The sequence below is a fragment of the Phascolarctobacterium faecium genome (assembly GCF_003945365.1).
GTDB classification, from domain to species: Bacteria; Bacillota; Negativicutes; order Acidaminococcales; family Acidaminococcaceae; genus Phascolarctobacterium; species Phascolarctobacterium faecium.
Genome location: NZ_AP019004.1, coordinates 1,341,397 through 1,365,125 on the forward strand (window position 1 = coordinate 1,341,397; position 23,729 = coordinate 1,365,125).

At 41.3% G+C, this 23,729-nt stretch carries 21 protein-coding genes and 1 tRNA gene; 17 read left to right on the top strand and 5 right to left on the bottom strand.

The window, feature by feature from the left end; all coding sequences use genetic code 11:
- Positions 1-46: 46 nt before the first annotated feature.
- From dnaG to PFJ30894_RS06615, 3 genes are all read left to right on the top strand, one after another.
- The gene (gene dnaG / locus PFJ30894_RS06605; protein WP_197714918.1) at positions 47-1,828 is read left to right on the top strand and encodes a DNA primase; all 1,782 of its coding nucleotides are present in this window, start codon (positions 47-49) and stop codon (positions 1,826-1,828) included.
- 41 nt (positions 1,829-1,869) lie between these two features.
- Positions 1,870-3,453: an RNA polymerase sigma factor RpoD gene (rpoD, locus tag PFJ30894_RS12175; RefSeq protein ID WP_021717603.1), complete on the top strand. Its 1,584-nt coding sequence runs from the start codon at positions 1,870-1,872 to the stop codon at positions 3,451-3,453.
- 75 nt (positions 3,454-3,528) lie between these two features.
- Positions 3,529-3,603, top strand: a tRNA-Ile gene (locus PFJ30894_RS06615).
- 82 nt (positions 3,604-3,685) lie between these two features.
- Here the strand turns inward: PFJ30894_RS06615 and PFJ30894_RS06620 are convergent.
- The gene (locus PFJ30894_RS06620; protein ID WP_113077366.1) at positions 3,686-4,537 is read right to left on the bottom strand and encodes a pirin family protein; all 852 of its coding nucleotides are present in this window, start codon (positions 4,535-4,537) and stop codon (positions 3,686-3,688) included.
- Between the two features lie 361 nt (positions 4,538-4,898).
- Here PFJ30894_RS06620 and trhA point away from each other — a divergent pair, with 361 nt between their 5' ends.
- The gene (gene trhA, locus PFJ30894_RS06625; protein ID WP_021717605.1) at positions 4,899-5,537 is read left to right on the top strand and encodes a PAQR family membrane homeostasis protein TrhA; all 639 of its coding nucleotides are present in this window, start codon (positions 4,899-4,901) and stop codon (positions 5,535-5,537) included.
- 762 nt (positions 5,538-6,299) lie between these two features.
- Here trhA and ilvD read toward each other — a convergent pair.
- Positions 6,300-7,976, bottom strand: a complete 1,677-nt coding sequence (ilvD, locus tag PFJ30894_RS06630) for a dihydroxy-acid dehydratase (protein ID WP_113077154.1) — start codon at positions 7,974-7,976, stop codon at positions 6,300-6,302.
- A 246-nt stretch (positions 7,977-8,222) separates the two neighbouring features.
- Here ilvD and PFJ30894_RS06635 point away from each other — a divergent pair, with 246 nt between their 5' ends.
- The 13 genes from PFJ30894_RS06635 (at position 8,223) to secF (ending at position 19,401) form a co-directional block, all read left to right on the top strand.
- The gene (locus PFJ30894_RS06635) at positions 8,223-9,167 is read left to right on the top strand and encodes a nitronate monooxygenase (protein ID WP_021717607.1); all 945 of its coding nucleotides are present in this window, start codon (positions 8,223-8,225) and stop codon (positions 9,165-9,167) included.
- 174 nt (positions 9,168-9,341) lie between these two features.
- Entirely contained in the window at positions 9,342-10,082 is a 741-nt protein-coding gene (locus PFJ30894_RS06640; RefSeq protein WP_021717608.1) for a YebC/PmpR family DNA-binding transcriptional regulator, read from the top strand.
- A gap of 68 nt (positions 10,083-10,150) precedes the next feature.
- Positions 10,151-10,645, top strand: a complete 495-nt coding sequence (gene ruvC / locus PFJ30894_RS06645) for a crossover junction endodeoxyribonuclease RuvC (RefSeq protein WP_113077153.1) — start codon at positions 10,151-10,153, stop codon at positions 10,643-10,645.
- On the top strand, positions 10,646-11,254 hold the full coding sequence (gene ruvA / locus PFJ30894_RS06650) for a Holliday junction branch migration protein RuvA (protein WP_113077152.1): 609 nt from the start codon (positions 10,646-10,648) through the stop codon (positions 11,252-11,254).
- Positions 11,254-12,261, top strand: a complete 1,008-nt coding sequence (gene ruvB, locus PFJ30894_RS06655) for a Holliday junction branch migration DNA helicase RuvB (protein ID WP_021717611.1) — start codon at positions 11,254-11,256, stop codon at positions 12,259-12,261. The genes ruvA and ruvB overlap by 1 nt, the downstream gene beginning before the upstream one ends.
- Before the next feature lie 4 nt (positions 12,262-12,265).
- The gene (locus PFJ30894_RS06660) at positions 12,266-12,814 is read left to right on the top strand and encodes an epoxyqueuosine reductase QueH (protein WP_113077151.1); all 549 of its coding nucleotides are present in this window, start codon (positions 12,266-12,268) and stop codon (positions 12,812-12,814) included.
- A 22-nt stretch (positions 12,815-12,836) separates the two neighbouring features.
- Positions 12,837-14,147, top strand: a complete 1,311-nt coding sequence (locus tag PFJ30894_RS06665) for a SpoIID/LytB domain-containing protein (RefSeq protein WP_046430066.1) — start codon at positions 12,837-12,839, stop codon at positions 14,145-14,147.
- 14 nt (positions 14,148-14,161) lie between these two features.
- Complete coding sequence (queA, locus tag PFJ30894_RS06670) at positions 14,162-15,190, top strand: tRNA preQ1(34) S-adenosylmethionine ribosyltransferase-isomerase QueA (RefSeq protein ID WP_113077150.1); 1,029 nt, start codon at positions 14,162-14,164, stop codon at positions 15,188-15,190.
- A 15-nt stretch (positions 15,191-15,205) separates the two neighbouring features.
- On the top strand, positions 15,206-16,318 hold the full coding sequence (gene tgt / locus PFJ30894_RS06675) for a tRNA guanosine(34) transglycosylase Tgt (protein WP_021717615.1): 1,113 nt from the start codon (positions 15,206-15,208) through the stop codon (positions 16,316-16,318).
- A gap of 68 nt (positions 16,319-16,386) precedes the next feature.
- Positions 16,387-16,689 (top strand): preprotein translocase subunit YajC, encoded by a 303-nt coding sequence (gene yajC / locus PFJ30894_RS06680; protein WP_021717616.1) that lies wholly within the window; start codon positions 16,387-16,389, stop codon positions 16,687-16,689.
- Complete coding sequence (locus tag PFJ30894_RS06685; protein WP_113077149.1) at positions 16,689-17,249, top strand: 5-formyltetrahydrofolate cyclo-ligase; 561 nt, start codon at positions 16,689-16,691, stop codon at positions 17,247-17,249. The genes yajC and PFJ30894_RS06685 overlap by 1 nt, the downstream gene beginning before the upstream one ends.
- A gap of 47 nt (positions 17,250-17,296) precedes the next feature.
- Positions 17,297-18,526, top strand: coding sequence for a protein translocase subunit SecD (gene secD / locus PFJ30894_RS06690; RefSeq protein ID WP_046430063.1), 1,230 nt, complete (start codon positions 17,297-17,299; stop codon positions 18,524-18,526).
- On the top strand, positions 18,526-19,401 hold the full coding sequence (gene secF, locus PFJ30894_RS06695; RefSeq protein WP_021717619.1) for a protein translocase subunit SecF: 876 nt from the start codon (positions 18,526-18,528) through the stop codon (positions 19,399-19,401). Before secD ends, secF begins: the two co-directional genes overlap by 1 nt.
- 140 nt (positions 19,402-19,541) lie before the next feature.
- On the opposite strand, the gene PFJ30894_RS06700 is transcribed toward secF, so the two are convergent.
- The 3 genes from PFJ30894_RS06700 to PFJ30894_RS06710 all read right to left on the bottom strand — a co-directional run bounded on the left by PFJ30894_RS06700 (position 19,542) and on the right by PFJ30894_RS06710 (position 23,505).
- Positions 19,542-20,909, bottom strand: coding sequence for a sodium-dependent transporter (locus PFJ30894_RS06700; protein WP_113077147.1), 1,368 nt, complete (start codon positions 20,907-20,909; stop codon positions 19,542-19,544).
- Between the two features lie 142 nt (positions 20,910-21,051).
- Positions 21,052-22,191, bottom strand: a complete 1,140-nt coding sequence (locus tag PFJ30894_RS06705; protein WP_113077146.1) for an acyltransferase — start codon at positions 22,189-22,191, stop codon at positions 21,052-21,054.
- Positions 22,192-22,326: 135 nt separating this feature from the next.
- Entirely contained in the window at positions 22,327-23,505 is a 1,179-nt protein-coding gene (locus tag PFJ30894_RS06710) for an ABC transporter substrate-binding protein (RefSeq protein WP_113077145.1), read from the bottom strand.
- Between the last annotated feature and the right edge of the window lie 224 nt (positions 23,506-23,729).

Genomic DNA, 23,729 nt, shown 5'->3' on the forward strand with positions numbered 1-23,729 from the left:
GAATATAATAAATCAGATGGTATTCGAGGTGACAGGAGCAATAATTATGAGTGGTATGTTTGATGATTTTAAAGAGCAGGTTCGCTCCCAAGCTAATATCGTCGAGATAATTTCTGAATATGTACCGCTAAAAAAGCGCGGCGGCAGTTTTTGGGGCTGCTGCCCTTTCCACGGAGAAAAAACACCGTCCTTTTCCGTAACGCCGGACAAGAACTTTTTTTATTGTTATGGCTGTCATGTTGGCGGTGATGTTTTTACCTTTGTGATGAAAATGGAAAATTGCACGTTCCCAGAGGCTTTAAAGCTTCTGGCAAATAAATTGGGTATTGCTGTTCCTGAAAAGGAAAAGACTAAAGCTGAACTGGAACGTGAGAAACAGGCAAAACAGGTTATTGCCGCTAATGAACTGGCGACACGTTTTTTTCAGGCCTGTTTGACGAAGACTGATTATGGAATTAAAGCACAGGAGTATCTCACAGGACGCGGCATTACACCTGAGATTATCGAGCGGTTTTCAATCGGGGTGGCACTGCCGAACTATAACGCATTGCTTTCAGCACTTGGAAAACGTGGATGTAGTGCTGGACTGTTGGTGCAGGCCGGGCTGGCGGTAAACTATGACCGTGGGCCGATGGATAAGTTCCGTGGCAGAGTGATGATACCTATTCAGGATCCACGTGGTCATGTAGTTGGTTTCGGCGGTCGTATTTTAGAGCAAAATTCTCAACAGATGGCAAAATACATGAATACTGGTGAAACAGAGTGGTTTAACAAAAGAACTCTTCTGTTCGGGATGAATGTGGCTTTAAAGGAAATAAAGAAACGCAGGCAGGCCGTGATTGTTGAAGGTTATATGGATGCAATCAGTTTACATGCTGCTGGTATCGATTGGGCTGTTGCTTCAATGGGGACGGCTTTTGCGCAGGAGCAGGCTAAACTTTTAGCTCGTGCCGCTGATGAAGTAGTTTTTTCGTATGACAGCGACGCAGCTGGACAACGGGCCACTGTAAGGGCAGTAAGCATTGCTAAAGAAGTCGGGCTTAAAGTCAGAGTGCTCATAGTGCCTGATGGGAAAGATCCTGATGAATTTGTGCGTAAGCACGGTAAAGATGCTTATCTACGGCTGATTGAAACAGCTGTTTCAGGTATAGAATTTCAGATGCAGTATGTCATTTCTCAAAATAATGTTTCAAATTTAGCAGGAAAAGTTGAAGCTGTGTCGAATATACTACCATTCCTACTAGAGTGCAAAAATGAAATTGAGGTTGCACAGCATATCAAAACGCTGGCCCAACGTTTGACAATTGACGAAGGGCTCATCATGAGTGAATATCGTAAGCTAAGCCGTAAGAATGATCGTGGGGAAGCCGTGTCTAAATGGCAGGTACAGCCCAACGTACTTTCAGCTGAAGATTTAGCAGAGCAGCTTTTGCTTTACGTTATTTTAAAAAATACCGATTTGGCGCTTGTTTACAGAGATAAAATTGATAGTGTCGGTTTTATGTCAAAATTTCGCGGAGAAATCTATGAAGGATTGCTGAAGCAGCTTGATGCCGGCAGTAAGAGTGCTGCTGATAAGCTTTTTACAGAACTGTCAAATGAAGCGGCCACGGAGCTGGCGCAGATTATGACAAAAGATCTTGCGGAAGAAAACGGTGAAAAACTAGTAGATGATTGCCTGCGGCAGATGCGCAGGGGCGCTTTGGAACGAAGCTATGAAGAGCACCGTCTGCGCGCCGACGAATATGAACGTTTGGGGGATGACCGCTTTTTGCAGGAACTTGCGGAAAGCCAGAAAATTAAAGATGAAATCAAAAAATTATATTAAAAAACAACAGCAGATATTAAGCAACGAAAGGAGGGAACACCATGGCTAATACTAAAATTTCTGCCGACCAGGTAGAGGAATTATTACTTAAAGGCAAATCTCACGGCGGTGTTCTCACTTATCGTGAAATTATGGATTCTATGCAAAACGTAGAAGATATGACTCCGGACGATATGGACAGTATGTATGAGTTGATTGCCCAAAAAGGCATCGACGTAGTCGACGAAAACAGCGATGATGATGTACTGCCGGTCAACGATGATGATACGGAAGAAATCAATGAAGCAGAGCTGGCTAATCTCAGTGTGCCTGAAGGGGTAAGCATTGATGATCCGGTCAGGATGTATCTTAAGGAGATCGGCCGTGTACCGCTTTTGATCGGCGAAGATGAAATCAAGCTTGCTAAACGTATGGATAAGGGAAAACAGGCCGAAAGGCTGATGAATTCGTCATTGCCTGCAGCTTTGGTTCCTGCTTACAGCGGTAAAGAAAAAACTGCTACTCTGATCAAAAAAATCAAGAAGCATTTGGAACAGGAACATAAAAGCTGTGAACTGCGCAATGTTGAAAAAGTGCTTGGAATTATTGCGAGGGCGGCTGCAGCGGGTACTCCCTGTACATTGTCTGAATATCAGGATCTTATTGTTGAGTTTACTAAAGATGAGCGTTTGCATTTACAACGTATGATGCAGGAACACAATGTGATGATCCCAGACTGTGATAAAATGGTAGTCGATCGTCAGACCAGTGATAAAGAAGTACATGCGCTGTTTGAAATCAAGACTTTACTTGACGAGATCAAGCGCCGCTTACCAGAAGAAAATGATGCTGCTGTTTTTGATAGCTATATGACGTTGGAAGAAGATTACGGAAAACTTTTGGAAGAAGTTTTTGAAGAAGGAGAAGCCGCAAAACGATGTTTATCGGAAGCTAATCTTCGTTTGGTTGTCAGCATTGCAAAACGTTATGTTGGCCGGGGAATGCTCTTTTTAGACCTTATTCAGGAAGGTAACCTTGGTCTTATCAAAGCAGTAGAAAAATTTGATTATAATAAAGGCTTTAAATTCAGTACTTATGCCACTTGGTGGATTCGTCAGGCTATTACACGCGCTATTGCTGACCAGGCCCGCACCATTCGTATACCTGTGCATATGGTTGAAACAATCAATAAACTGATTCGCGTATCACGTCAACTGCTGCAGGAACTTGGGCGGGAACCTATGCCGGAAGAGATTGCAAAGGAAATGGATACTACTGTTGATCGTGTTCGTGAGATTATGAAAATCGCACAGGAACCGGTATCATTGGAAACTCCTATCGGTGAAGAAGAAGATTCGCATTTGGGGGATTTTATTGAAGATCATGATGCACCGGCACCAGCTGATGCTGCTTCGTTCACTTTATTGCGTGAGCAGTTGGAAGAAGTCTTGGAAACACTGACTGTGCGTGAAAAGAAGGTTTTAGAACTGCGTTTTGGTTTGGAAGACGGGCGTTCACGTACCCTGGAAGAAGTAGGGCAGCATTTTGGTGTAACCAGAGAACGTATTCGTCAAATCGAGGCCAAAGCTTTACGTAAGCTGCGTCATCCAAGCCGCAGTAAACGGTTAAAAGACTTCTTGGAATAATCGGTTTAGCTTGACAACTCGACCAAATTTGTTTAGAATATTACTGTTGACCATTGAGACAACGCATGGTACTATGGGCCTATAGCTCAGTGGTAGAGCCACCGGCTCATAACCGGTTGGTCGCTGGTTCGAACCCAGCTGGGCCCACCAAATAAAAAGCAAGCCGCAACCTTTGGTTGCGGCTTTTTTGTGTATTTTTTAATATTTAACAGCTCTTGGATAGTATTACTGATTAATCAAGATGGGCTGCATTATGTTTGATAAAAGTTCCTTTGTCAAGTTCTTTAAAAGCCTCATTTAGCTCTTCGCGCGTATTCATCACAATTGGTCCACCCCAAGATACAGGTTCTTTTAAAGGCTTAGCAGAACAGAACATAAAACGTAATTGTTTATCTGATTCAGAACTGACAGATATTTCATCGCCCTCACTAAAGAGCACTGCAGTTTTTTCTGGAATATTGGTGCCGTCTATTATAGCATTGCCTTCAATCAAAAAGATAAAAACATTATCCTCAGTTTTAGTTGGCAGTGTGATTGACTTGCCTGCCTGTAGTTCTACATCATAGATAGTTGCCTTGATATGAGGTGGTTCAACACCTTTTATAGAGTCATATTCACCTGCAAGCACATGTATTATAGCATTATCTGTTTTTTTACTGCCTATCATATTTCCGGTAATGTCAAAATAGGTTGGATCAGTCATTTTTTCTTTTTGGGGCAGGTTCAGCCAAAGCTGTACGCCAAGCATATGTTTGCTGGCCTGGGGCATTTCCTGGTGCATGATACCACTGCCGGCAGTCATCCATTGGCTTTCGCCGCTGCTGATTGTTCCTTTATTGCCTAAACTATCCTGGTGTGTCATTTCGCCTTGAACAAGATAAGAAATAGTTTCAATACCTCTATGAGGATGGATTGGAAAACCCTTAATGTAGTCGGTAGGATTATGTGAGTCAAAAGAATCCAGCATTAAAAACGGGTCATAGTCCATTACTGTATCGTGGCCAAGTACACGGACCAGATGTACGCCTGCGCCATCAATTGTACGTTGTCCTGTAGTTAATTTTTTTATTTTTCTTGTAGTCATAAAAATCAGTCCTTTCTTGTAAAAAAATAGCTTCATAAGAATTCCAATGATTTTCTTGAAGTTTAATTTTACTTTCTGAATTAATCATATTAAAGAAATATGAATTAAGCAATGCTAAAAAACTTGAAAAAAAGTTTAAAATAATTGTTTTTAGAGGGAATGGCTTGTTTAGAAGCGTTATTACTCCTTATATCGAATCTAAAATGCTTTTTACTAATTGTTTCGATTATATTTTGGAAAATGTTGATAATAGTTACTTTTAGAAAATATTTTGAAAATAAAGTAAGAGGTTAACTTTATTGTCACACTTTTTTTAACGGATAGTGCTATAATTTACTACGTAAGACTGGAGGTTGATTATATGAGCAGTTTAAACAGGCAGTCTTTAGGTGAGGAAATAGCTAATGCCGTTTCACATGGCATCGGCGCACTGTTGGCTGTTCTTGGTACTGTTGTTTTGATCGTTTATGCATCCTATAACAGCAGTGTCAGCGGTATTGTCAGTGCGGCGATATATGGTTTTTGCCTGATTTTTCTTTATCTGATGTCTACAATATATCATGCTATAACAAACAGTACCGCGAAAAAGATTTTTCAGGTGCTTGATCATTGTTCGATTTTTCTTTTGATTTTAGGTAGTTATGTACCTATTTGTATTGTTTTATTACCGCCTGAGTTAGGTTGGAAGTTATTGGGGATAAATTTACTGCTGACAGTTGTAGGGATCACTCTCAATGCGATAAGTCTCAGCAGGTGGGAAAAACTGTCGTTGCTGATGTATGTGCTTATGGGATGGTCTGTTATTATTGCTTTGCCGTATTTGTGGAAAATGTTGCCTGCAGATGGTCTAATGTTGTTAGTAAGTGGTGGATTAGCTTATACAATAGGAATTTTTTTCTATGCTGATAAAAAACATAAATTTATGCATTCAGTATGGCATTTATTTGTGATGACTGGCAGTGTTTTGCATTATTTTTTTGTGCTGTATTTTATTTTGTAAATAATAAAATACAGCACTAATATCAGGAGATGGTATAATAAAATCAGCGGGGTATAATATATTGGGGTGAAGATAATGAAGCAGCAGGATTATACTATAATTTTTGTAATTTTTCTTTATATTTTCGTGTTACGGCGTTTAAATTTCAATATCTCTGACAGCGGGGATATAGTAACGCTTTTATTATGTTTCTTTCTGGTATTTCGTAGTGCCTTTAGAATTTATAGTGATAAAAATAATTCGGATGAGAATCAAAAGTAAAATAAAAAGAATACCATATGGTATTCTTTTTATTTTATAATACAGAGGAATTTAGGCAAGGGTTACAATGTACTGGTTGTTGTTTGCGCTATCTTGAATATAAACATTTCGATTATTTATTCTAGCTAACGTCAAATTGTCGCCTACAGTAGGCGACAGTGTTCCAACCACCACCGTAAATGTGCATGGAACTCCGTTATTACCAGTAGTGTAGGTACCGCTATAAGTGTTGCTATTAAAGGTTAAAGTGTCCATAACTATCATCTTCTTTCTGTTATTATTGTAGAATAGGGAGATTTTACGATGGTGGAAGTAATAGAGTTAATGATATATGAAATGTTTGAATTGCCAGATAGTTATTAAATAACTGAGCATATGTAATAAGAAAGCACTGTATAATTTTAAGAAGAAATGTCGGTTTAGGAATAACTAAAAAAATATCAATAAACCCCTGTCGTTTTAAAACGACAGGGGTTTATTGATATTTTTACTATATAAATTTTATTTTTGATCAGGGACTTTAAGTACAGCGCCTGTTGCTGCTGAAGAAACCAAGGCTGCATAGCGAGCTAAGTAACCGCTGGTTACTTTAGGAGGCGGGCATATCCACGCTTCACGACGTCTGGACAGTTCTTCGTTAGAAACTTTAACATTAAGTGTGCGGTTGGGAATATCGATTTCGATGATATCACCGTTTTGTATAAGTGCAATATTACCGCCTTCACGTGCTTCAGGGGAAATATGACCGATGCAGGCCCCGCGGGTTGCACCGGAAAAACGCCCATCCGTAAGGAGCGCCACATCTTTATCAAGTCCCATACCGGCCAGTACTGATGTGGGATTGAGCATTTCGCGCATACCTGGTCCGCCTTTGGGTCCCTCATAACGAATGACTACGACATCTCCTTTTTCTATTTGTTTACCGCAGATTGCCGCAATAGCTTCATCTTCTGAATCGTAGACTTTAGCAGGGCCAGAATGTACAAGCATTTCTTCGGCGACGGCACTTTCTTTGACTACGCTGCAGTCGGGGGCGATATTGCCTTTGAGTACAGCAATGCCGCCTGTTTTGCGATAAGGATTCTCAACGCTGTGAATAACATCAGGACGGGTGATAACAGCATCAATAAAATTTTCGCCCATAGTCTGACCTGTTACTGATTTTGCTTCCTTATGAATCAGGTTGAGTTTACTGAGTTCATGCATCACGGCATTGATTCCGCCAGCTTCATTAAGGTCAATGATATGATGGCTGCCACCAGGGCTAAGTTTAGTCAGATAAGGAGTTTTTTTGCTTATTTCATCAAATAATTCTAATGGTAATTCTAAGTCTGCTTCGTGGGCAATCGCGGGTAAATGTAAGGCAGTATTGGAAGAACCTCCGATTGCCATATCAACAGTTATGGCATTTTCGAAAGCGTCCATTGTCATAATATCACGCGGACACAGGTTTTGAGCAACAAGGTCCATGATTTTAGCACCTGCATGTTTGGCAAGAGCGATACGGGCACCCTGGTAAGCTGCTGGTATAGTACCGTTACCGGGTAAGCCCATACCAAGTACTTCAGTAAGGCAGTTCATAGTGTTAGCAGTGAACAGACCAGAACAGCTGCCGCAGCCTGGGCATGCGGCATGTTCGATGATGCTGAGTTCTGTTTTGTCGATTTTTCCTGCTTCAAAACGACCGGCGGCTTCAAAAACAGTGGAAACACTGATGTCGGTTCCGTTAAGACGTCCGGGAAGCATAGGCCCGCCGCTGACAACGATTGCGGGAATATTAAGACGTGCGGCTGCCATAAGCATACCCGGCACGATTTTATCACAGTTAGGAATGAGTACAAGACCGTCGAACGCGTGACCGTTAGCTACAGCTTCAATACTGTCGGCTACAAGTTCGCGGCTGGCGAGAGGATATTTCATACCGTTATGGCCCATGGCAATGCCATCGCAGATACCGATTGCAGGGAATTCGATCGGAGTTCCGCCAGCAGCTAAAATACCATGTTTAACAGCTTTGGCAATCTGGTCGAGGTGCATATGTCCGGGGATTATTTCGTTTTGGGCGTTAACTACGCCGATAAGCGGTTTTTTTAAGTCTTCTTCGGTGTAACCCATCGCATAAAATAAAGAGCGGTGAGCTGCTCTGGTTGAACCAAGCTTTACTTCTTCACTACGCATAATTTTAATAACCTCTTTCCCTTAAATGTCTCTTTTATCTGTCTGTCTATCCAAGTATAAGGATATTAAAAAAATTTTACGGTATTTTACGAAAAATGTCAATTTAACAGATAATTGTGTAAGCTATGATTTCACCGTTTTTTTACAGGATAAGGGACTTTTTAGGTAGCCAAGGAACAGAAGATTATTATATAATATAAAAGCAACAGGTTTACATAATAAAATTTAAGTTAAGAGGTGTGATATATGAAAACAAAGATCACTGAGCTTTTAGGAATCAAGTATCCTATCATTCAGGGTGGCATGGCCTGGACTTCAGATGCAAATCTGGCAGCTGCTGTTTCCAATGCCGGCGGCGCTGGTATTATTGCTACAGGTGGCCGCACTGTAGAGTGGACCCGCGATGAAATCCGAAAAGCCAAAGATTTGACCGCTAAACCTTTCGGCGTCAATATCATGCTGATGGCTCCTAATATTGCAGAGATTATTGATGTGGTTTGTGAAGAAAAAGTTGCCTTTGTAACTTTGGGCGCTGGCAATCCTGTTCCTCATATCGAAAAATTTCATGCTGCAGAAATTAAAGTTATTCCTGTAGTTCCAAGTGTCAAATTGGCAAAGCGTGTTGAAGAAGCAGGTGTTGATGCCATGGTCATCGAAGGTATGGAGGGTGGCGGGCATATAGGTCAGCAAACTACTATGGCTTTAATGACAAACGTACTGCCGCTAATCAAAAAAGTACCGGTTTTGGTAGCAGGTGGTATTTCAGATGGACGTGGAATTGCGGCAGCGCTTATGATGGGGGCTGACGGTGTACAGATGGGATCACGTTTTATTCTGACGGACGAATGTCCTACCCATCCTAAAGCTAAAGAAGCCATTATTAAGGCTACTGATACTGATTCTGCTGTAACTGGTTTTTCGCGCAATAATGCTGTGCGTTGCCTGAAAAATGAGTTTACCAAAGAATATTTAGAAAAAGAATGCAGCGGTGCGCCGCAGCAGGAATTAAACGATTTTGCTACGGGAACTAACCGTTTAGGTGCGGTGGAAGGCGATATTGTCCACGGAGCTGTTTTAGTAGGGCAAAGTCTGAACGTTTTAAACGACATTCTGCCTTGTGCTGAAGTGATGGAAAGATTGATAGCTGAAGCAAGAGATACTTTAGCTAATGCGAAAAATATTGTGCTGTAAGCATAGTGATTAATTGAAAACGCAGCCGGGGATGACTTCGGCTGCGTTTTATATATCTTAATGTTAAATAGTGGCATCGAAAATAGTTTGAATAAATAATGGCTCTATAGTATAATATTATGGTAAAAATATCTTGCGATTTGTAAGGTTTAAAGATTTAGGGGGAATATGACAATGTCCGGACATTCGAAATGGGCAAACATCAAACACAAAAAGGGTAAAGCTGACGCAGCACGCGGTCAGATTACTACCAAAATCGGCCGCGAGATTACGATTGCGGTAAGAATGGGTGGCCCTGACCCTACCGGCAATATGAAATTGAAATTGGCTTTATCAAAAGCTAAGGCCAATAATGTTCCTAAAGATAACATTCAGCGCGCTATCCAAAAAGGGCAGGGTGCTGCAGATGCTTCTAATTATGAGGAAATTACTTACGAAGGTTATGGTCCTGCTGGTGTTGCTGTAATGGTAAGCACTTTGACTGATAACCGTAACCGTACTGCTGCCGATGTTCGTCACGTATTTTCTAAATACGGTGGGAACATGGGCGAGACTGGTTGTGTAAATTGGATGTTCAAACGCAAAGGCGTTTTTAGTATCGACAGTGAAGCCGGCTATACGGAAGATGATTTGATGTTGATAGCGTTAGAGGCAGGTGCTGAAGATGTTAAAGCTGAGGAAGAAGGTTTTGAGATAGTTACCGAGCCTGAGGATTTTGATGCTGTTGAAAAAGCTCTTGCTGATAATAATATCGAAGTCATGATGTCTGAGATCGCAATGCTCCCTGACACAATGGCAGAACTGTCTGACGAAGACGTTGTTAAAGTCAGGAAAATGCTTGAGGCATTGGAGGACTTAGACGATGTGCAGGATGTTTATACAAACGCAGACCTGCCGGAAGAAGACGAAGAATAAATTGTGCGACAGGCAGGCTCACCAAGGCCTGCCTGCTTTCTATCATAATCAGGAGGGAGCACGAAGAGATGCTGGCAATTGGAATTGACCCTGGTACTGCTATCTGCGGCTTTGGCCTGGTGGAAATGGTAGGGAATAAACTGACTCCTATCCATTATGGAGCTGTGTTTACGGATAAGGATATGCTGCCTGAACTCAGGTTGAAAAAAATCTACGATGAACTGAGCGTCTTATTGGATGAATATCGTCCGGATGTGATGAGTGTGGAACAATTGTTTTTTAACCGCAATGTAACGACAGCAATAAGCGTTGGTCAGGCTCGCGGTGTGGCACTTTTGACAGCAGCTAACCGCGGTATCCAGATCACGGAATTTACACCGATGCAGATCAAGCAGGCTGTTGTAGGTTATGGCGGCGCTAACAAAGAGCAGGTGACTTTTATGGTGCAGAAGCTCTTGAATATTCGTACAAAACCTAAACCAGACGATGTCGCTGATGCTTTGGCAGTGGCGATTTGCGGATTGCATACGGCAGCGACAAGACGATGGCAGGAGTTGAAGTAAATGATTGGATCAATTAAAGGAAAGGTGGCCTATCTGGCAAATGAATATTGTTTGTTGGAAACTAACAGCGGTGTTGGCTACAGGGTCTTTATGCCTGCGGCTCATTTGGGACAACTTGCTGTAGGAATGGAAGCTAGAGTGCACACTTATATGGCTGTGCGCGAGGATGCTATTTTACTGTTTGGCTTTCTGAATCAGGAATACTATAATTTATTTTTACTTCTTCTTGGGGTCAGCGGTGTTGGTCCTAAGGTTGCATTAGGCATTTTGTCTGCCGTTAAGCCGGATGATTTTTATCTGGCAGTGCAAAGCCGTGACCTTAAGGTTTTAACAAAGTTGCCAGGGATTGGTAAAAAGACCGCTGAACGGTTACTTTTAGAATTAAAAGATAAAGTAGGCGGTATAGGCGGTGACAGCGACAGCGGTTTTGCCGATACTGCATTTGGCGGCGGTAGTGCTGCTGTGGATGAAGCTATTGAAGCATTGTGTGCTTTAGGATACTCTAATTCGGAAATCATGCCTGCTTTAAAACAGATTCCGAATTATGCAGAACTTAGCAGTGAGGTAATTATTAAGCAGGCTCTCAAATTGTTTGCCGGGAGGAAATAATGCAGCCGGAAGAAAGAATTATTACCGGACAGGAGCAGGACGCCGATGTATGGCAATACAGCCTGCGTCCTCGCCGCCTGGCCGAATATATCGGGCAGAATCAGGTAAAACAGAATATGGAAGTATTCATCAAGGCTGCTGCCGACAGGAAAGAAGCGCTAGATCATGTGCTTTTATTTGGGCCGCCTGGTCTGGGGAAAACCACATTAGCAAATATTATTGCCAATGAATTGAATGTTAATATTCGTGTTACGTCAGGCCCTGCTATTGAACGACAGGGTGATCTGGCAGCGATTTTGACTAATTTAGGTGATAATGACGTGCTTTTTATTGACGAGATTCACCGCTTATCCAAAACAGTGGAAGAAATCTTGTACTCAGCAATGGAAGATTATGCTTTGGATATCATTATCGGTAAAGGCCCGAGTGCGCGCAGCGTGCGGTTAGATTTGCCAAAATTTACGCTTATTGGTGCTACGACACGTTTAGGAGCCATTGCGGCTCCTTTACGTGATCGGTTTGGTGTACAGTGCCGGTTGGAATTTTATAAGCCTGATGAATTACAGTTTATTATTACACGTGCTGCTGAGATTTTAGGTGTTGAGATCGCTGCTGACGGAGCAGAGGAAATTGCACGTCGCAGTCGCGGAACTCCGCGTGTAGCGAATCGTTTGTTAAAGCGCGTGCGCGATTTTGCACAGGTGTCAGGTGCTGCGGTTATTACTGGACAAATGGCAGATGAAGCTTTAGCACGCTTAGAGGTTGATCGTTATGGCCTTGACCGCAATGATCGACGCATTCTTCAAACGATTGTTAAAACATTTTGCGGTGGACCTGTTGGTATTGAAACCATTGCGGCTGCAGTAAGTGAGGAAACAGATACTATTGAGGATGTAATTGAGCCATATCTTATGCAATTGGGGCTGCTTCAGCGTACACCGCGGGGGCGGATTGCCACACGTGAAACGTATCGTTATTTGGGAGTGCCTTTCCCGGAAAAGGGATGATGTGATGAAACTGCTATTGCACGCCTGCTGCGGACCTTGTGCATGCTATCCTGCAGAGAAGCTGTTGGTTGACGGCAAGGCTTTTGATATTTTGTATTTTAATCCAAATATCCATCCATATAAGGAATTTAAACGGCGATTAAATGCTTTACGAGAGTTATGCGAGAAAAAACGTTATAAGCTGATTGTAGATAAAAGCTACCCTCTGGAAACTTGTGTGCAAGGGATGCTGGATGAACCTGTAATACGCTGCGCTTACTGCTACAGAGTGCGGATGCGTTATGCAGCTCAGTATGCCAAAGAAAATGGTTATGATGCTTTCTCAACGACTTTATTAGTCAGTCCGTATCAGAAGCATGAACTGATCATACAAATGGCTGAAGAAGCTGGGAAGGAATTTGATATCCCGTTTTACTATGAGGATTTTCGCAAAGGTTATCAGCGTGGTGTTGATATAAGCCTAGAGCTGGAGTTATATCGTCAGCCATACTGTGGCTGCGTATTCAGTGAAAGGGACCGTTATGAGAAGAAGCCTAAGGTAAAGTTAGACTAGTTTTAGAGAAGGGGGCGTCCTCATGAAAAAACTGCTGCTGCTTGTCGCGTGGGTATTCTGTATCAATTGTGGCATAGTAATGGCTTCATCGCCTGATATTGCTGTTGCTGTCGTACATGGTCAGTTTGCAGCTGAGCTTAGCTGTGAGGATGAACTGATGGTAAGAGTACCGGATACCGGAGAGGAAATGGTTTTGAAACCGGATAGGTATTTTGTAAATGCTGAGGGTGGTACTGTCAATTTGGGTGCGCAGAAGTTTGGCGCCAAAACGTTACGTTTTGTGGTAAAAGAAAATGGCAAGCCCATTGAAGTAAATAAAAAAGCTTACCGTGGCAGCTTTGAGGTACGTATTTCCGCTGACGGAAAGACTTTAGATGTGGTCAATGTACTGCCGTTAGAGCAGTATTTATATAGTGTTGTGGGCGAAGAAATACCTGTGATTTTCCCTGATGAGGCAATTAAGGCCCAGGCTGTAGCAGCAAGGTCGCTGGCTTATAACAGGCTTGGAAACCGCAGTCGTTTAGGTTATGATCTGAAAGCCAGTGAAGAAGGGCAGGATTATTATGGACTGACAACAGAAAAGCAGGCTATTAATAAACTGGTCGATGTCACAGCGGGAATGGTAGTCACTTATAACGGGCAGCCAATTGAAGCTGTTTATCACCAAAGTGGTGGCGGGCAGACGGAAAACAGCCGCGATGTGTGGGGTAGATATGTACCTTATCTGCGCAGTGTGAAGGATTACGACTGGGATGCACCTATGTATAACTGGGAAAAAGCTTTGCCTGCAAGTGAGATCGAACGACGTTTATCGACGCGTGGATATGCTGTCGGCAAACTTGAAAGCATACGTTTATCACCGCTGGAAGGCAGTAGCAAAATGTTTGGAAATGATCGCACTGCCAGCGGACGGGTGCAGGAAATGCTATTCAGCGGCAGCGGCGGGACATTTCTTTTTACAGGACAGCAGGTGCAGGAAATATTAGGGCTCAACAGTACTTTTTTTGAAGTGGAAGTCAACCGTCCTGTACCAAATTCTATTGAGATTCCTATTGAAAATCCTTATGGAATAGAAATTGGCAGGAAGGAAGTCCCGATAAAAGTCAGCGAACGTAGTATTAGTTTTAAAGATATTTTAAAGGATCTGCATTTTGTCAGCGGTGAAAAAGGTGAGATGGTAACTTTTAAAGGCCGTGGGCAGGGGTCCGGACTGGGGCTTTCCCAGTGGGGAGCACGTGGGATGGCAAATAGTGCGCCGCCACGCAGCAGGGACTATTATAAAGAAATTTTAACTCATTATTATACAGATACCAGGGTTGAAAAAATTTACTGAAACCGGAGATTAAGATGCAGGTAAAAGATTTTACTTATGAATTGCCGCAGGAATTGATTGCGCAGTATCCGTTGGAACCGCGCGATCACTCAAGATTGCTTGTTTTAGATAAAAATACGGGAGCAATAGAACACAGATATTTTTATGATTTATGTGAATATTTGCGGCATGATGATTTACTGGTTTTTAATGATACACGTGTTATTCCGGCACGTCTGCATGGCGTGAAGGATACTGGTGCAAGAGTTGAGGTATTTTTGCTGACTCGTTTAAACAGTACGGATTGGGAAGTTTTGGTTAAACCTGGTCGCAAACTGCGCGTTGGGGCAAAAATAAAATTTAGTGATGAGTTGTCCTGTGATATTATTGCTGATACGGATTTTGGCGGAAGAATAGCGCGTTTTTATTATAATGGCGTATTCGAAGAGATTTTGGATCGTTTGGGTGAAACGCCGCTGCCTCCGTATATTACGGCACCACTGGAAGATAAGGAACGTTATCAAACAGTCTATTCAAGAGAGAATGGCAGTGCTGCAGCACCAACTGCCGGATTGCATTTTACCAAAGAACTTTTGCAAAAGATTAGGGATATTGGCTGCGAAGAGGTTTTTGTAACACTGCATGTTGGTCTTGGCACTTTTCGCCCTGTCAGTGTTGATGACATCAAAGATCATGTGATGCACAGAGAGTTTTACTCTGTTTCACCTGAAGCGGCTGAAGCTATTAATAAGGCTAAAGCTGAAGGTCGGCGTATCGTTGCTGTAGGAACTACTGCGGTACGTACTTTAGAAGCTGCGGGTGAAAGTGGTGTGATTAAAGCTGGCGGGAACTGGACAAATATCTTTATTTATCCTGGATATCGCTTTCGACTGGTAAATTCATTGATAACTAATTTTCATTTGCCGCAGAGCACGCTTTTGATGTTGGTATCAGCCCTGTCAACACGTGAGATTATGCTGTCGACTTATGCTGAAGCTGTACGCGAACATTATCGTTTCTTTTCTTTTGGTGATGCTATGTTTATTACTGATTTGAATAAATAATTTTTAGGAGAATTTATGCACGCAGTTACATATGAATTAATAAAAGAGTGCAGTCGGAGCGGCGCGCGATTAGGTAAATTACATACTCCGCACGGAACTTTTGATACGCCGATGTTTATGCCTGTTGGAACACAGGCGACCGTAAAAACATTAGCGCCAGAAGAATTATATGCTATGGGCAGTCAGGTTATTTTGTCTAACACTTATCATTTGTTTTTACGGCCTGGCCACGAATTGGTCAAGAAAGCCGGAGGTTTGCATAATTTTATGCGTTATGACCGGGGGATGCTGACAGACAGCGGTGGATTTCAGGTTTTCAGTTTGGGAGCCATGAGAAAAATCAAAGAAGAAGGTGTGACATTCAGGTCGCATATTGACGGTTCAAAAAAATTTCTGTCGCCAGAGATAGCCACAGAAGTACAGGAAGCATTAGGCGCCGATATCGCAATGGCTTTTGATGAATGCATTCCTTATCCGGCTGATTTTGATTATGCAAAAGAATCAACTCTGAGAACTACGCGTTGGGCCAAACGCTGTTTAGATATACATACCCGTGAAGACCAATCTATGTTTGGCATTGTTCAGGGTGGAATGTATCCGGAACTTCGAAAAATGAGTGCTGATCAGCTGACGGAAATGGATTTTGCTGGTTATGGAATCGGTGGACTGAGTGTTGGTGAACCTAAGCCGCTGATGTATGACATTTTAAACCAAACAACTGAGCATATGCCAAAGAATAAAGCCCGTTATCTAATGGGAGTTGGAACCCCAGACTGTATAGTAGAGGCAGTAAACCTGGGTGTCGATATGTTTGACTGTGTATTTCCAACAAGGGTAGCGCGTAACGGTACAGCAATGATCCCAGAAGGACGGCTGGTTGTACGGAATGCAGCATATGCTGAGGATTTTCGTCCTATTGATGAACGCTGCGGCTGTTATACTTGCCGTAATTTTTCACGGGCCTATATCAGGCATCTGTTTAAGGCAGAAGAGTTGTTTGCTCTGAGGCTGCTTACGATTCACAATCTACATTTTCTGCTTGATTTTACAAAGCAGATTCGTTCTGCTATTGCCAGTGATACTTTCCCTGAGCTGCGCGAAAGATTTTTAGAAAATTATCGAGGCTAAAACAGGATTTTTCGTTTTTATGGCGAATATAATCCCAGATAGGGGAGAATTATGAAGGAGGTGTTCCCATGCAAGGTGGAGATACTATGGCGATGATCAATGCGATCTGGCCGTTTATCTTAATGGGCGGTATCTTTTATTTTATGCTGTATCGTCCTCAGAAACAAGAACAACAAAAACGTCAGAGAATGCTTGATTCTTTGAAAAAAGGCGATAAAGTAGTGACTATTGGCGGTATGTTTGGTGTGATTACCGCTATCAGTGAAAAAAAGGTTACCTTAAAGCTGGCTGAAGACGTGGAAGTTGATTTTGCACGTTCCGCTATCAGTGCTTTTCAAGATCCCGTTAAGCAGGAAATGGCAGAAAAATAATGAAGAAACAACAATTGCGCAAGGAGTTAAAATCTTTGCGCAATCAGCTTTCTAGGGATCAGGTTGACCGCTGGAGCAAAAAAATCTGTGCAAATATTATGCTTTCGCCACAATATCGTCATGCTGACGTCATTTTTGGTTATCTGGCATTCGGAAACGAACCGAATATAGACATTGTTTTAGAGCAGGCTAGACTCGCTGGTAAAACGGTTTGTGTTCCGCAGATAATTTCAGAAACAGAGATTTGTGCGGTGCGGTTTGAAGGTTTTGGTCAGTTATCACTTGACCGTTACGGAATCCGCAGTGTTAGTGGTACAGATGTTGTGATAAATCCACATGAAATAGCTTTGGTATTGGTGCCTGGAGTTGGGTTTGCTAAAAATGGCAACCGAATAGGCATGGGTGCAGGTTATTATGACCGCTTCTTGGCACAGGTTGATAAAGCTGTGCTGATGGGTGTGACTTATAATGCCCTGTTATGCAGTAAAATACCAGTAGATTATTATGATAAACCGGTGCAGTATCTGGTTACTGAAACAAACGTTACTCTTTGTGAGTAGCTTGTTTATAAAAGTTTTGATGAACTTACTAAAGGGGGCAGCTAATTTTGAGATGGAATGAATTAGGCAAATTCTTGATTATCTCGTTGGCGATAATCGGGGGTTTCTGTGTTTATATTTCGCCTTTGTCAAATTCCATTAAACAGGGACTTGATCTGCAGGGTGGTACACATGTTGTGCTTCAGGCTGTTGATACACCTGAGTTAAAGGTTGATGATGATGCAGTTAATCGTTCAGTGAAAATTATTGAACGCCGTGTCAATGAACTTGGATTGACTGAACCGGTTATACAGCGTCAGGGTAAGGATCGTATTATTGTTGAGCTTCCTGGAGTTAAAGATCCTGATAAAGCGATTGCGATGCTCGGACGTACCGCACTTTTGGAATTTAAAGATGTCAGCGGGAAAACTGTTCTGACAGGTAAAGACTTAAAGGATGCTAAAGCGCAAATTTCTCAGGGCAACCAGTCTGTTGTCGGTTTGGAGTTCAGTGATGAAGGCGGCAAAAAGTTTGCTGATCTTACCGCACGTAACATAGGTAAACCGATTGCTATTGTGTTAGATGGTGAAGTGCTTACCAATCCTGTAGTACAGGAAGCTATAACTGGCGGCAGAGCTCAAATCTCAGGATCACGTACTATGGAAGAGGCTGAGCATTTGGCTATTTTACTGCGTAGTGGTTCTTTGCCTGTGAAAATTGAGGTTATGGAAAACCGGACTGTTGGACCTACATTAGGTCAGGATTCTAAAGAAAAAAGTATTAAAGCTTTTGGAATCGGTGTTATCGGTGTTTTTGTATTTATGATTCTGTTTTACCGTTTGTCAGGTATTGTAGCTTGTATTGCATTACTGCTTTATGTAATGATGCTGCTTTTAGTGATGCGGTATCTGAATGCGACGCTGACTCTGCCTGGTATAGCTGGTATCATCCTGTCTATTGGCATGGCAGTAGATGCTAATGTCTTGATTTTTGAACGATTTAAAGAAGAAATTCGCAATGGTAAAACTTTACGTTCAGCAATGGATGCAGGATTTAATCGTGCGTTTGTAACTATTTTTGACTCTAACGTAACGACTTTAATGGCTGCCGTTATTCTTTTCTATCTTGGTACTGGACCGATTAAAGGCTTTGCAGTAACATTGGCTATTGGTGTTATTTTGAGTATGTTCTCGGCTATTACTGTGACTAAATTTTTGCTGCGCTTTTTGATTTCAAGCAATTTCACTAAAAATCCCGCTTTCTTTGGCGTTTCTGCTCCGAAGGAGGTGAATAAATAATGTTTTCGATCGTAAAGAATTATAAAATTTTCTTTTCCATCACCATTATTTTTCTGTTGATCGGCTTTGGTTCTATTGTTACCCGTGGTTTCAATCTTGGAATTGATTTTACAGGCGGCAGTATTGTTGATTTGACTTTTGAAAATCCAGTCAATGTGGCACAGGTTCGGGATGTCCTGAAAGAACATGATATGGGCAATAGTATCATCCAACTGGAAAACAGTGATGGCAAAACTGAAGCCAACAGTGTATTGATTCGTACTGGTGTTGTGGAGGATACTGAATTAAGAGCTACGATGAATGATCTGCAAAGCAAGCTTGGCAATTATCAGATACAGCGTGTTGAGCAGGTTGGCGCTACAATCGGTTCAGAACTGGTACAGCAGGCGGCTATGGCAATAGTTCTTTCCTGGGTATTGATGATTGCTTATATTACCTTTAGGTTTGAGTTTAAATTTGCAATAGCGGCAATTATAGCACTTATTATTGATGTTTTGGTAGTATTGAGTTATTTCTCATTGTTCCAAATGGAAATGGATTCTTCGTTTGTTGCAGCACTGCTGACGGTAGTCGGTTATTCTGTTAACGGTACGATCGTTATTTTTGACCGTATTCGTGAAAATCTGAAAATACATCGACGCAGTGAAAGCCTGGGCGAGATGGTCGATAACAGCATTTGGCAGTGTATGACGAGGACAATTTATACTGTGGCAACATCATTGTTTGCTATAGTGTCAATCTTCCTTTTTGGCGGAGAGACTATACATAATTTTTCTTTCGCTATGCTGGTAGGTTTTGCCAGTGGTGCCTATACTTCGATTTTTCTGGCTGGTCCGATGTGGATGTTCTTGAAAAATAAGAAAATTGGCATTTGATGAGTAAATAAAATCCCCTGTGCAAAGCACAGGGGATTTTTCATTTATCTGTGAATAGTATTGTACTGATACAAAAATGAGATCTTTTTTCATAAAAATGCTTGATAGTACTCAGAAATAGATTTCGTTTTTTGAAGCGGCTATTTAAATAGAGCGAAATAACCGTTGATAAAAATTCCAAGAACGATCAGAGGCAAAATATAAGTGACATAAAACCGCATCCATTTAGGAAATTTAAGACCGTTGCCGGTATCAGCTTCTTTGATAAAATTGTTCCAGCCCCAGCCATAACGCTGTGTGCAAAATAGCAGATAAACGAGGCTGCCTAATGGCAGTAGATTGTTGCTGATAAAGAAATCTTCTAAATCAAGGATACAGCTTCCAGGACCTAACGGCTGGATATGGCTCCAGACATTGAAACCAAGTATACAGGGCATAGAAAGCATTGTTATCAGCACTATATTGATATAAATAGTTTTACTGCGGCTCCAGCCAGTAAGATCGCGGATGCAGGCAGTTATATTTTCAAAGACTGCAATAACAGTAGAATAAGAGGCAAATATCATGAAGAGGAAGAATAATGCTCCCCAAAATTGACCCCATGGCATTGCGTTAAAAACGTTAGGTAAAGTTACAAAAAGGAGGTTAGGTCCGCTGTCCGGATTAACACCAAAACTAAAGCAGGCTGGAAAAATGATCAAGCCTGAAATAAGTGCTACGGCTGTATCCAAAATAGTGATAAATACTGCCTCGCCTGTTAGAGAACGTTCTTTGGCAATATAGCTTCCGAAGATAGCCAGAGCACCTATACCAAGGCTGAGTGTAAAGAAAGCCTGTCCCATAGCGGCGAAAATAACTTCGGAAACACCTTTTTCAAAGACTTTATTGAAATCAGGATAGAGGTAATATTTAAGACCAGCTTCCGCTCCTGGTAAGAACATGGAGTTTGCAGCTAAGGCTAACATGAGGATGAGCAGGCATAACATCATTGTTTTTGTGATTTTTTCTACACCGGCCTGTAAACCTAAAAGACAAACACCAAAACAAACCAGGACTGTCAGGACCATATTGAAAGTCATAGTCAGCGGATCACCAAGCAGGCTACCAAAAAGAGCGCCTACACCATTAGCATCAAGCCCTGCGAAGTCACCAACAGCCATTTTATAAAAATAATACAGCATCCAACCAGCAACTGTTGTGTAGAACATCATCAGGATATAGTTGCCGGCAATAGCTCCGTATTTATAAAGGTGCCATTTAGTTCCTTTGGGTTCTAAAACATCAAATGAAAGTGCAGCGCTACGGCAGCTGGCACGGCCTACTGAAAATTCTGCTACCATGATAGGCAATCCTAGAATGAGCAGGAAAAATAGATAGATAAGTACGAAAGAGGCGCCTCCGTACATGCCTGTAATAAATGGAAAACGCCATACGTTACCAAGGCCGATAGCACAGCCTGCAGAAATAAGGATAAAGCCAAGTCGGGATGAGAAATTTTCACGTTCCATAGTAATAAAAGTCCTTTCACTCTGCATACACAGCATATGATAAAATAATAATTATAGTAAAAACAATTATACAAAAGAATCTGATTTTTGTAAATTGTTTGTGAACTTAGAATGAAATGAAAGTAAAAAGCATCTTGAATTTTCAAGATGCTTTTTTTGTAGAGGTAGTTCGTTTTCCTGTTAATAATAAACCTAACCAAGGAAGTTTACCTCCTAATTTAGTTATGATAATACTTGAGAGTACAGATAAAGTGACAAGAAGACAGTAGATCAAAAGAATTTTTTTGCTTGTCATAACAATTCCGCCAACGTGACAAAGCCTGCTGATGATATCCATCCAAAAGGGATGGATAAGATAAACAATAAGCGAGTTTACTGATAAGAGATGAATAAACTTTCTGATAGGATTCGAAAGACTTGTTTTGGCAAAGACTGCACAGAAAAAAATCAGAGAACCTATTGTGTAAAGGAACCCCTGCAGACTTAATTGCTGAAGAGTGTTTACCAGAATGATCAGACTGGAATTATGATAAAAATAATAATAGTAATAACTGCCCCCGATAAACAAGAGCGTAAAGATGTAGAAGACACTTACTTTTGTGAAATGTCTGATAATAAATTTTATAAAAGTATTATAATAAACTGCTGCCAGGCCGCCTGACATAAAAATAAATAAATAATGCAGAGGCAGGTAATTTAGACGATAGTTAAAAAGGTTTTGTAAAAATACTGGTAAGTCAGTACTTTTAAGATTGGGATGACAGGTCCAGTAGTTGAAGACGATCTGCAGTAAGAACAGCAGCATAAAACCAAGTTTAAGACTGCTGTTTTGGAAAAAAGAAAATAATTTATGCCATAATGGGAAAGTAAAATAAAACCATAGCAGTATGACCATAAAATATAAGTGGTAGCAGGCTAAACCATAAAAGAGCAGGAAAAGGATATTTGCTGGCTGCCAGTTTATACATCCTGGCATAACAGCAGAAAAGTAAAGCAGATAAAACAGTGACCAGATAACATAGGGAAGTCCGACACTTTGCAGCCGTTTTTTTAAAAAAGGCAGATAAGCTATAGTAGTTTCTGGTCGGTATTGGCAGAATAAACCATAACCGGAGATAAAAAAGAATGCGGGAACACTATAGCGTGAAAGTATTTCCAGCAGCATATATAAGAAACTATTGGGATAAGGTGCTTCTAGGACAAAAGAACCAACGTGGATACCGATGACTCCAAGCATACAGATACCGCGCAGGTCGTCAATTATTTGATTGCGTTCCGGCATAAGATACTCCTTTTGAAAGTAGATTTATTGATTTATATATTATACTCTAAGCCTGCAGGGATGGCAAAGGAAAGTATGAACAAATAAAAAAACAGACTCGTAAGAGTCTGTTTTTAGGAGGTTATAAAACAATGTTTAAGGATTAACTGTTGCGCGGTAAACCTGTTTGCCATCTTTAAATCCAACTATAACAGCACTTTTTACTGCATCGTGGGAAGCGTCTAAAGAGGTTTTGCCTGTTACTGCCTGAAAATCTTTGGTAGCAGCTAATGCTTCTGCTACTTTTGCTGATTCATAGACACCTGCGCGTTTGATGCTGTCGGCTAAAAGCATGGCTCCATCATAGCCAAGCACTGCGGGCGCGTCAGGTTTTTGCTTATAAGTTTTAGCATAAGTATCTACGAAAGCTTTGGAAGCTTCATTGGTAGAATCCGGGCTGTAATGGTTTGTGAAATAGGTATTGTTAAGAGATGATGCACCTGCTATTTCGACTAATTTAGGACTATCCCAGCCGTCACCGCCGATAATAGGAACAGTAATACCTAGTTCACGGGCTTGCTTGCATATTTTACCTACTTCTTCATAATAACCAGGTACATAAATTACTTCAGGCTTTGCCGCAGCTATTTTTGTCAAAACAGCTTTAAAGTCCGAATCTTTTTGCAGATATGATTCTTCAATGACAACTGTACCGCCTTTTTCTGTATAAGCTTTTTTGAAAAATTCAGCCAGACCTTTGGCATAGTCACTGCTGTTATCAATGTAAACAGCAGCTTTTTGGAGCTTCAGTTCATTTAAAATAAAATTAGCACCGACAGTACCCTGAAACGGATCGATGAAGCAAACTCTGAAGGTATTTGGTTTTACCTTACCTGTTTTTTCATCTAAGGTTACTTTTGGATTAGTGGCTCCAACTGCAAGAAAAGGAACCTTAGCGGCTTCACTTACGTTAGAGGCAGCTATGGCACTGGAACTGGCAAATAATCCCATAACAACGGGAGCTTTATCCTGATTGACCAGTTTACTCATTGCATTAGCAGCTTCTGCAGGTTCAGATTTATTATCGGCAACGACCAGTTCAATTTTTTTGCCAAGCAGACCACCGGTATCATTTAGCTGCTGTACGGCAAGTTTGATTCCATTTGTAATGGATGTTCCGTAAGTAGCGTTATTACCTGTCAGCTCAGCAACAACGCCTATTTTAATAGTGTCTGCTTTCTTGTCGCTGCCTGTACTGCAGCCGCTGACTAAAACTGACATGGTTATAAGGGCACCGCCTATGGCAAGAGCCAGTTTTTTCTTAGTAAATTTCATGATAAATCCCCCTCATAAATAAATTAATAATTACGAAGAACAACAAGGTATTGTACTGGAGAGAAAAAGTCGAATTAAAAGCTTTGACTTCTCGAAGCTGCAGTACTGGAAAACAGTACGATAAAAGTACCTTGATACTATTCGATGAGATAATTGTACTTTGCAAAAAAGCAAAAAGCAAGAAAAACTTGATAAAGCATAAAAAATGAAGAAAAGTGTAAACA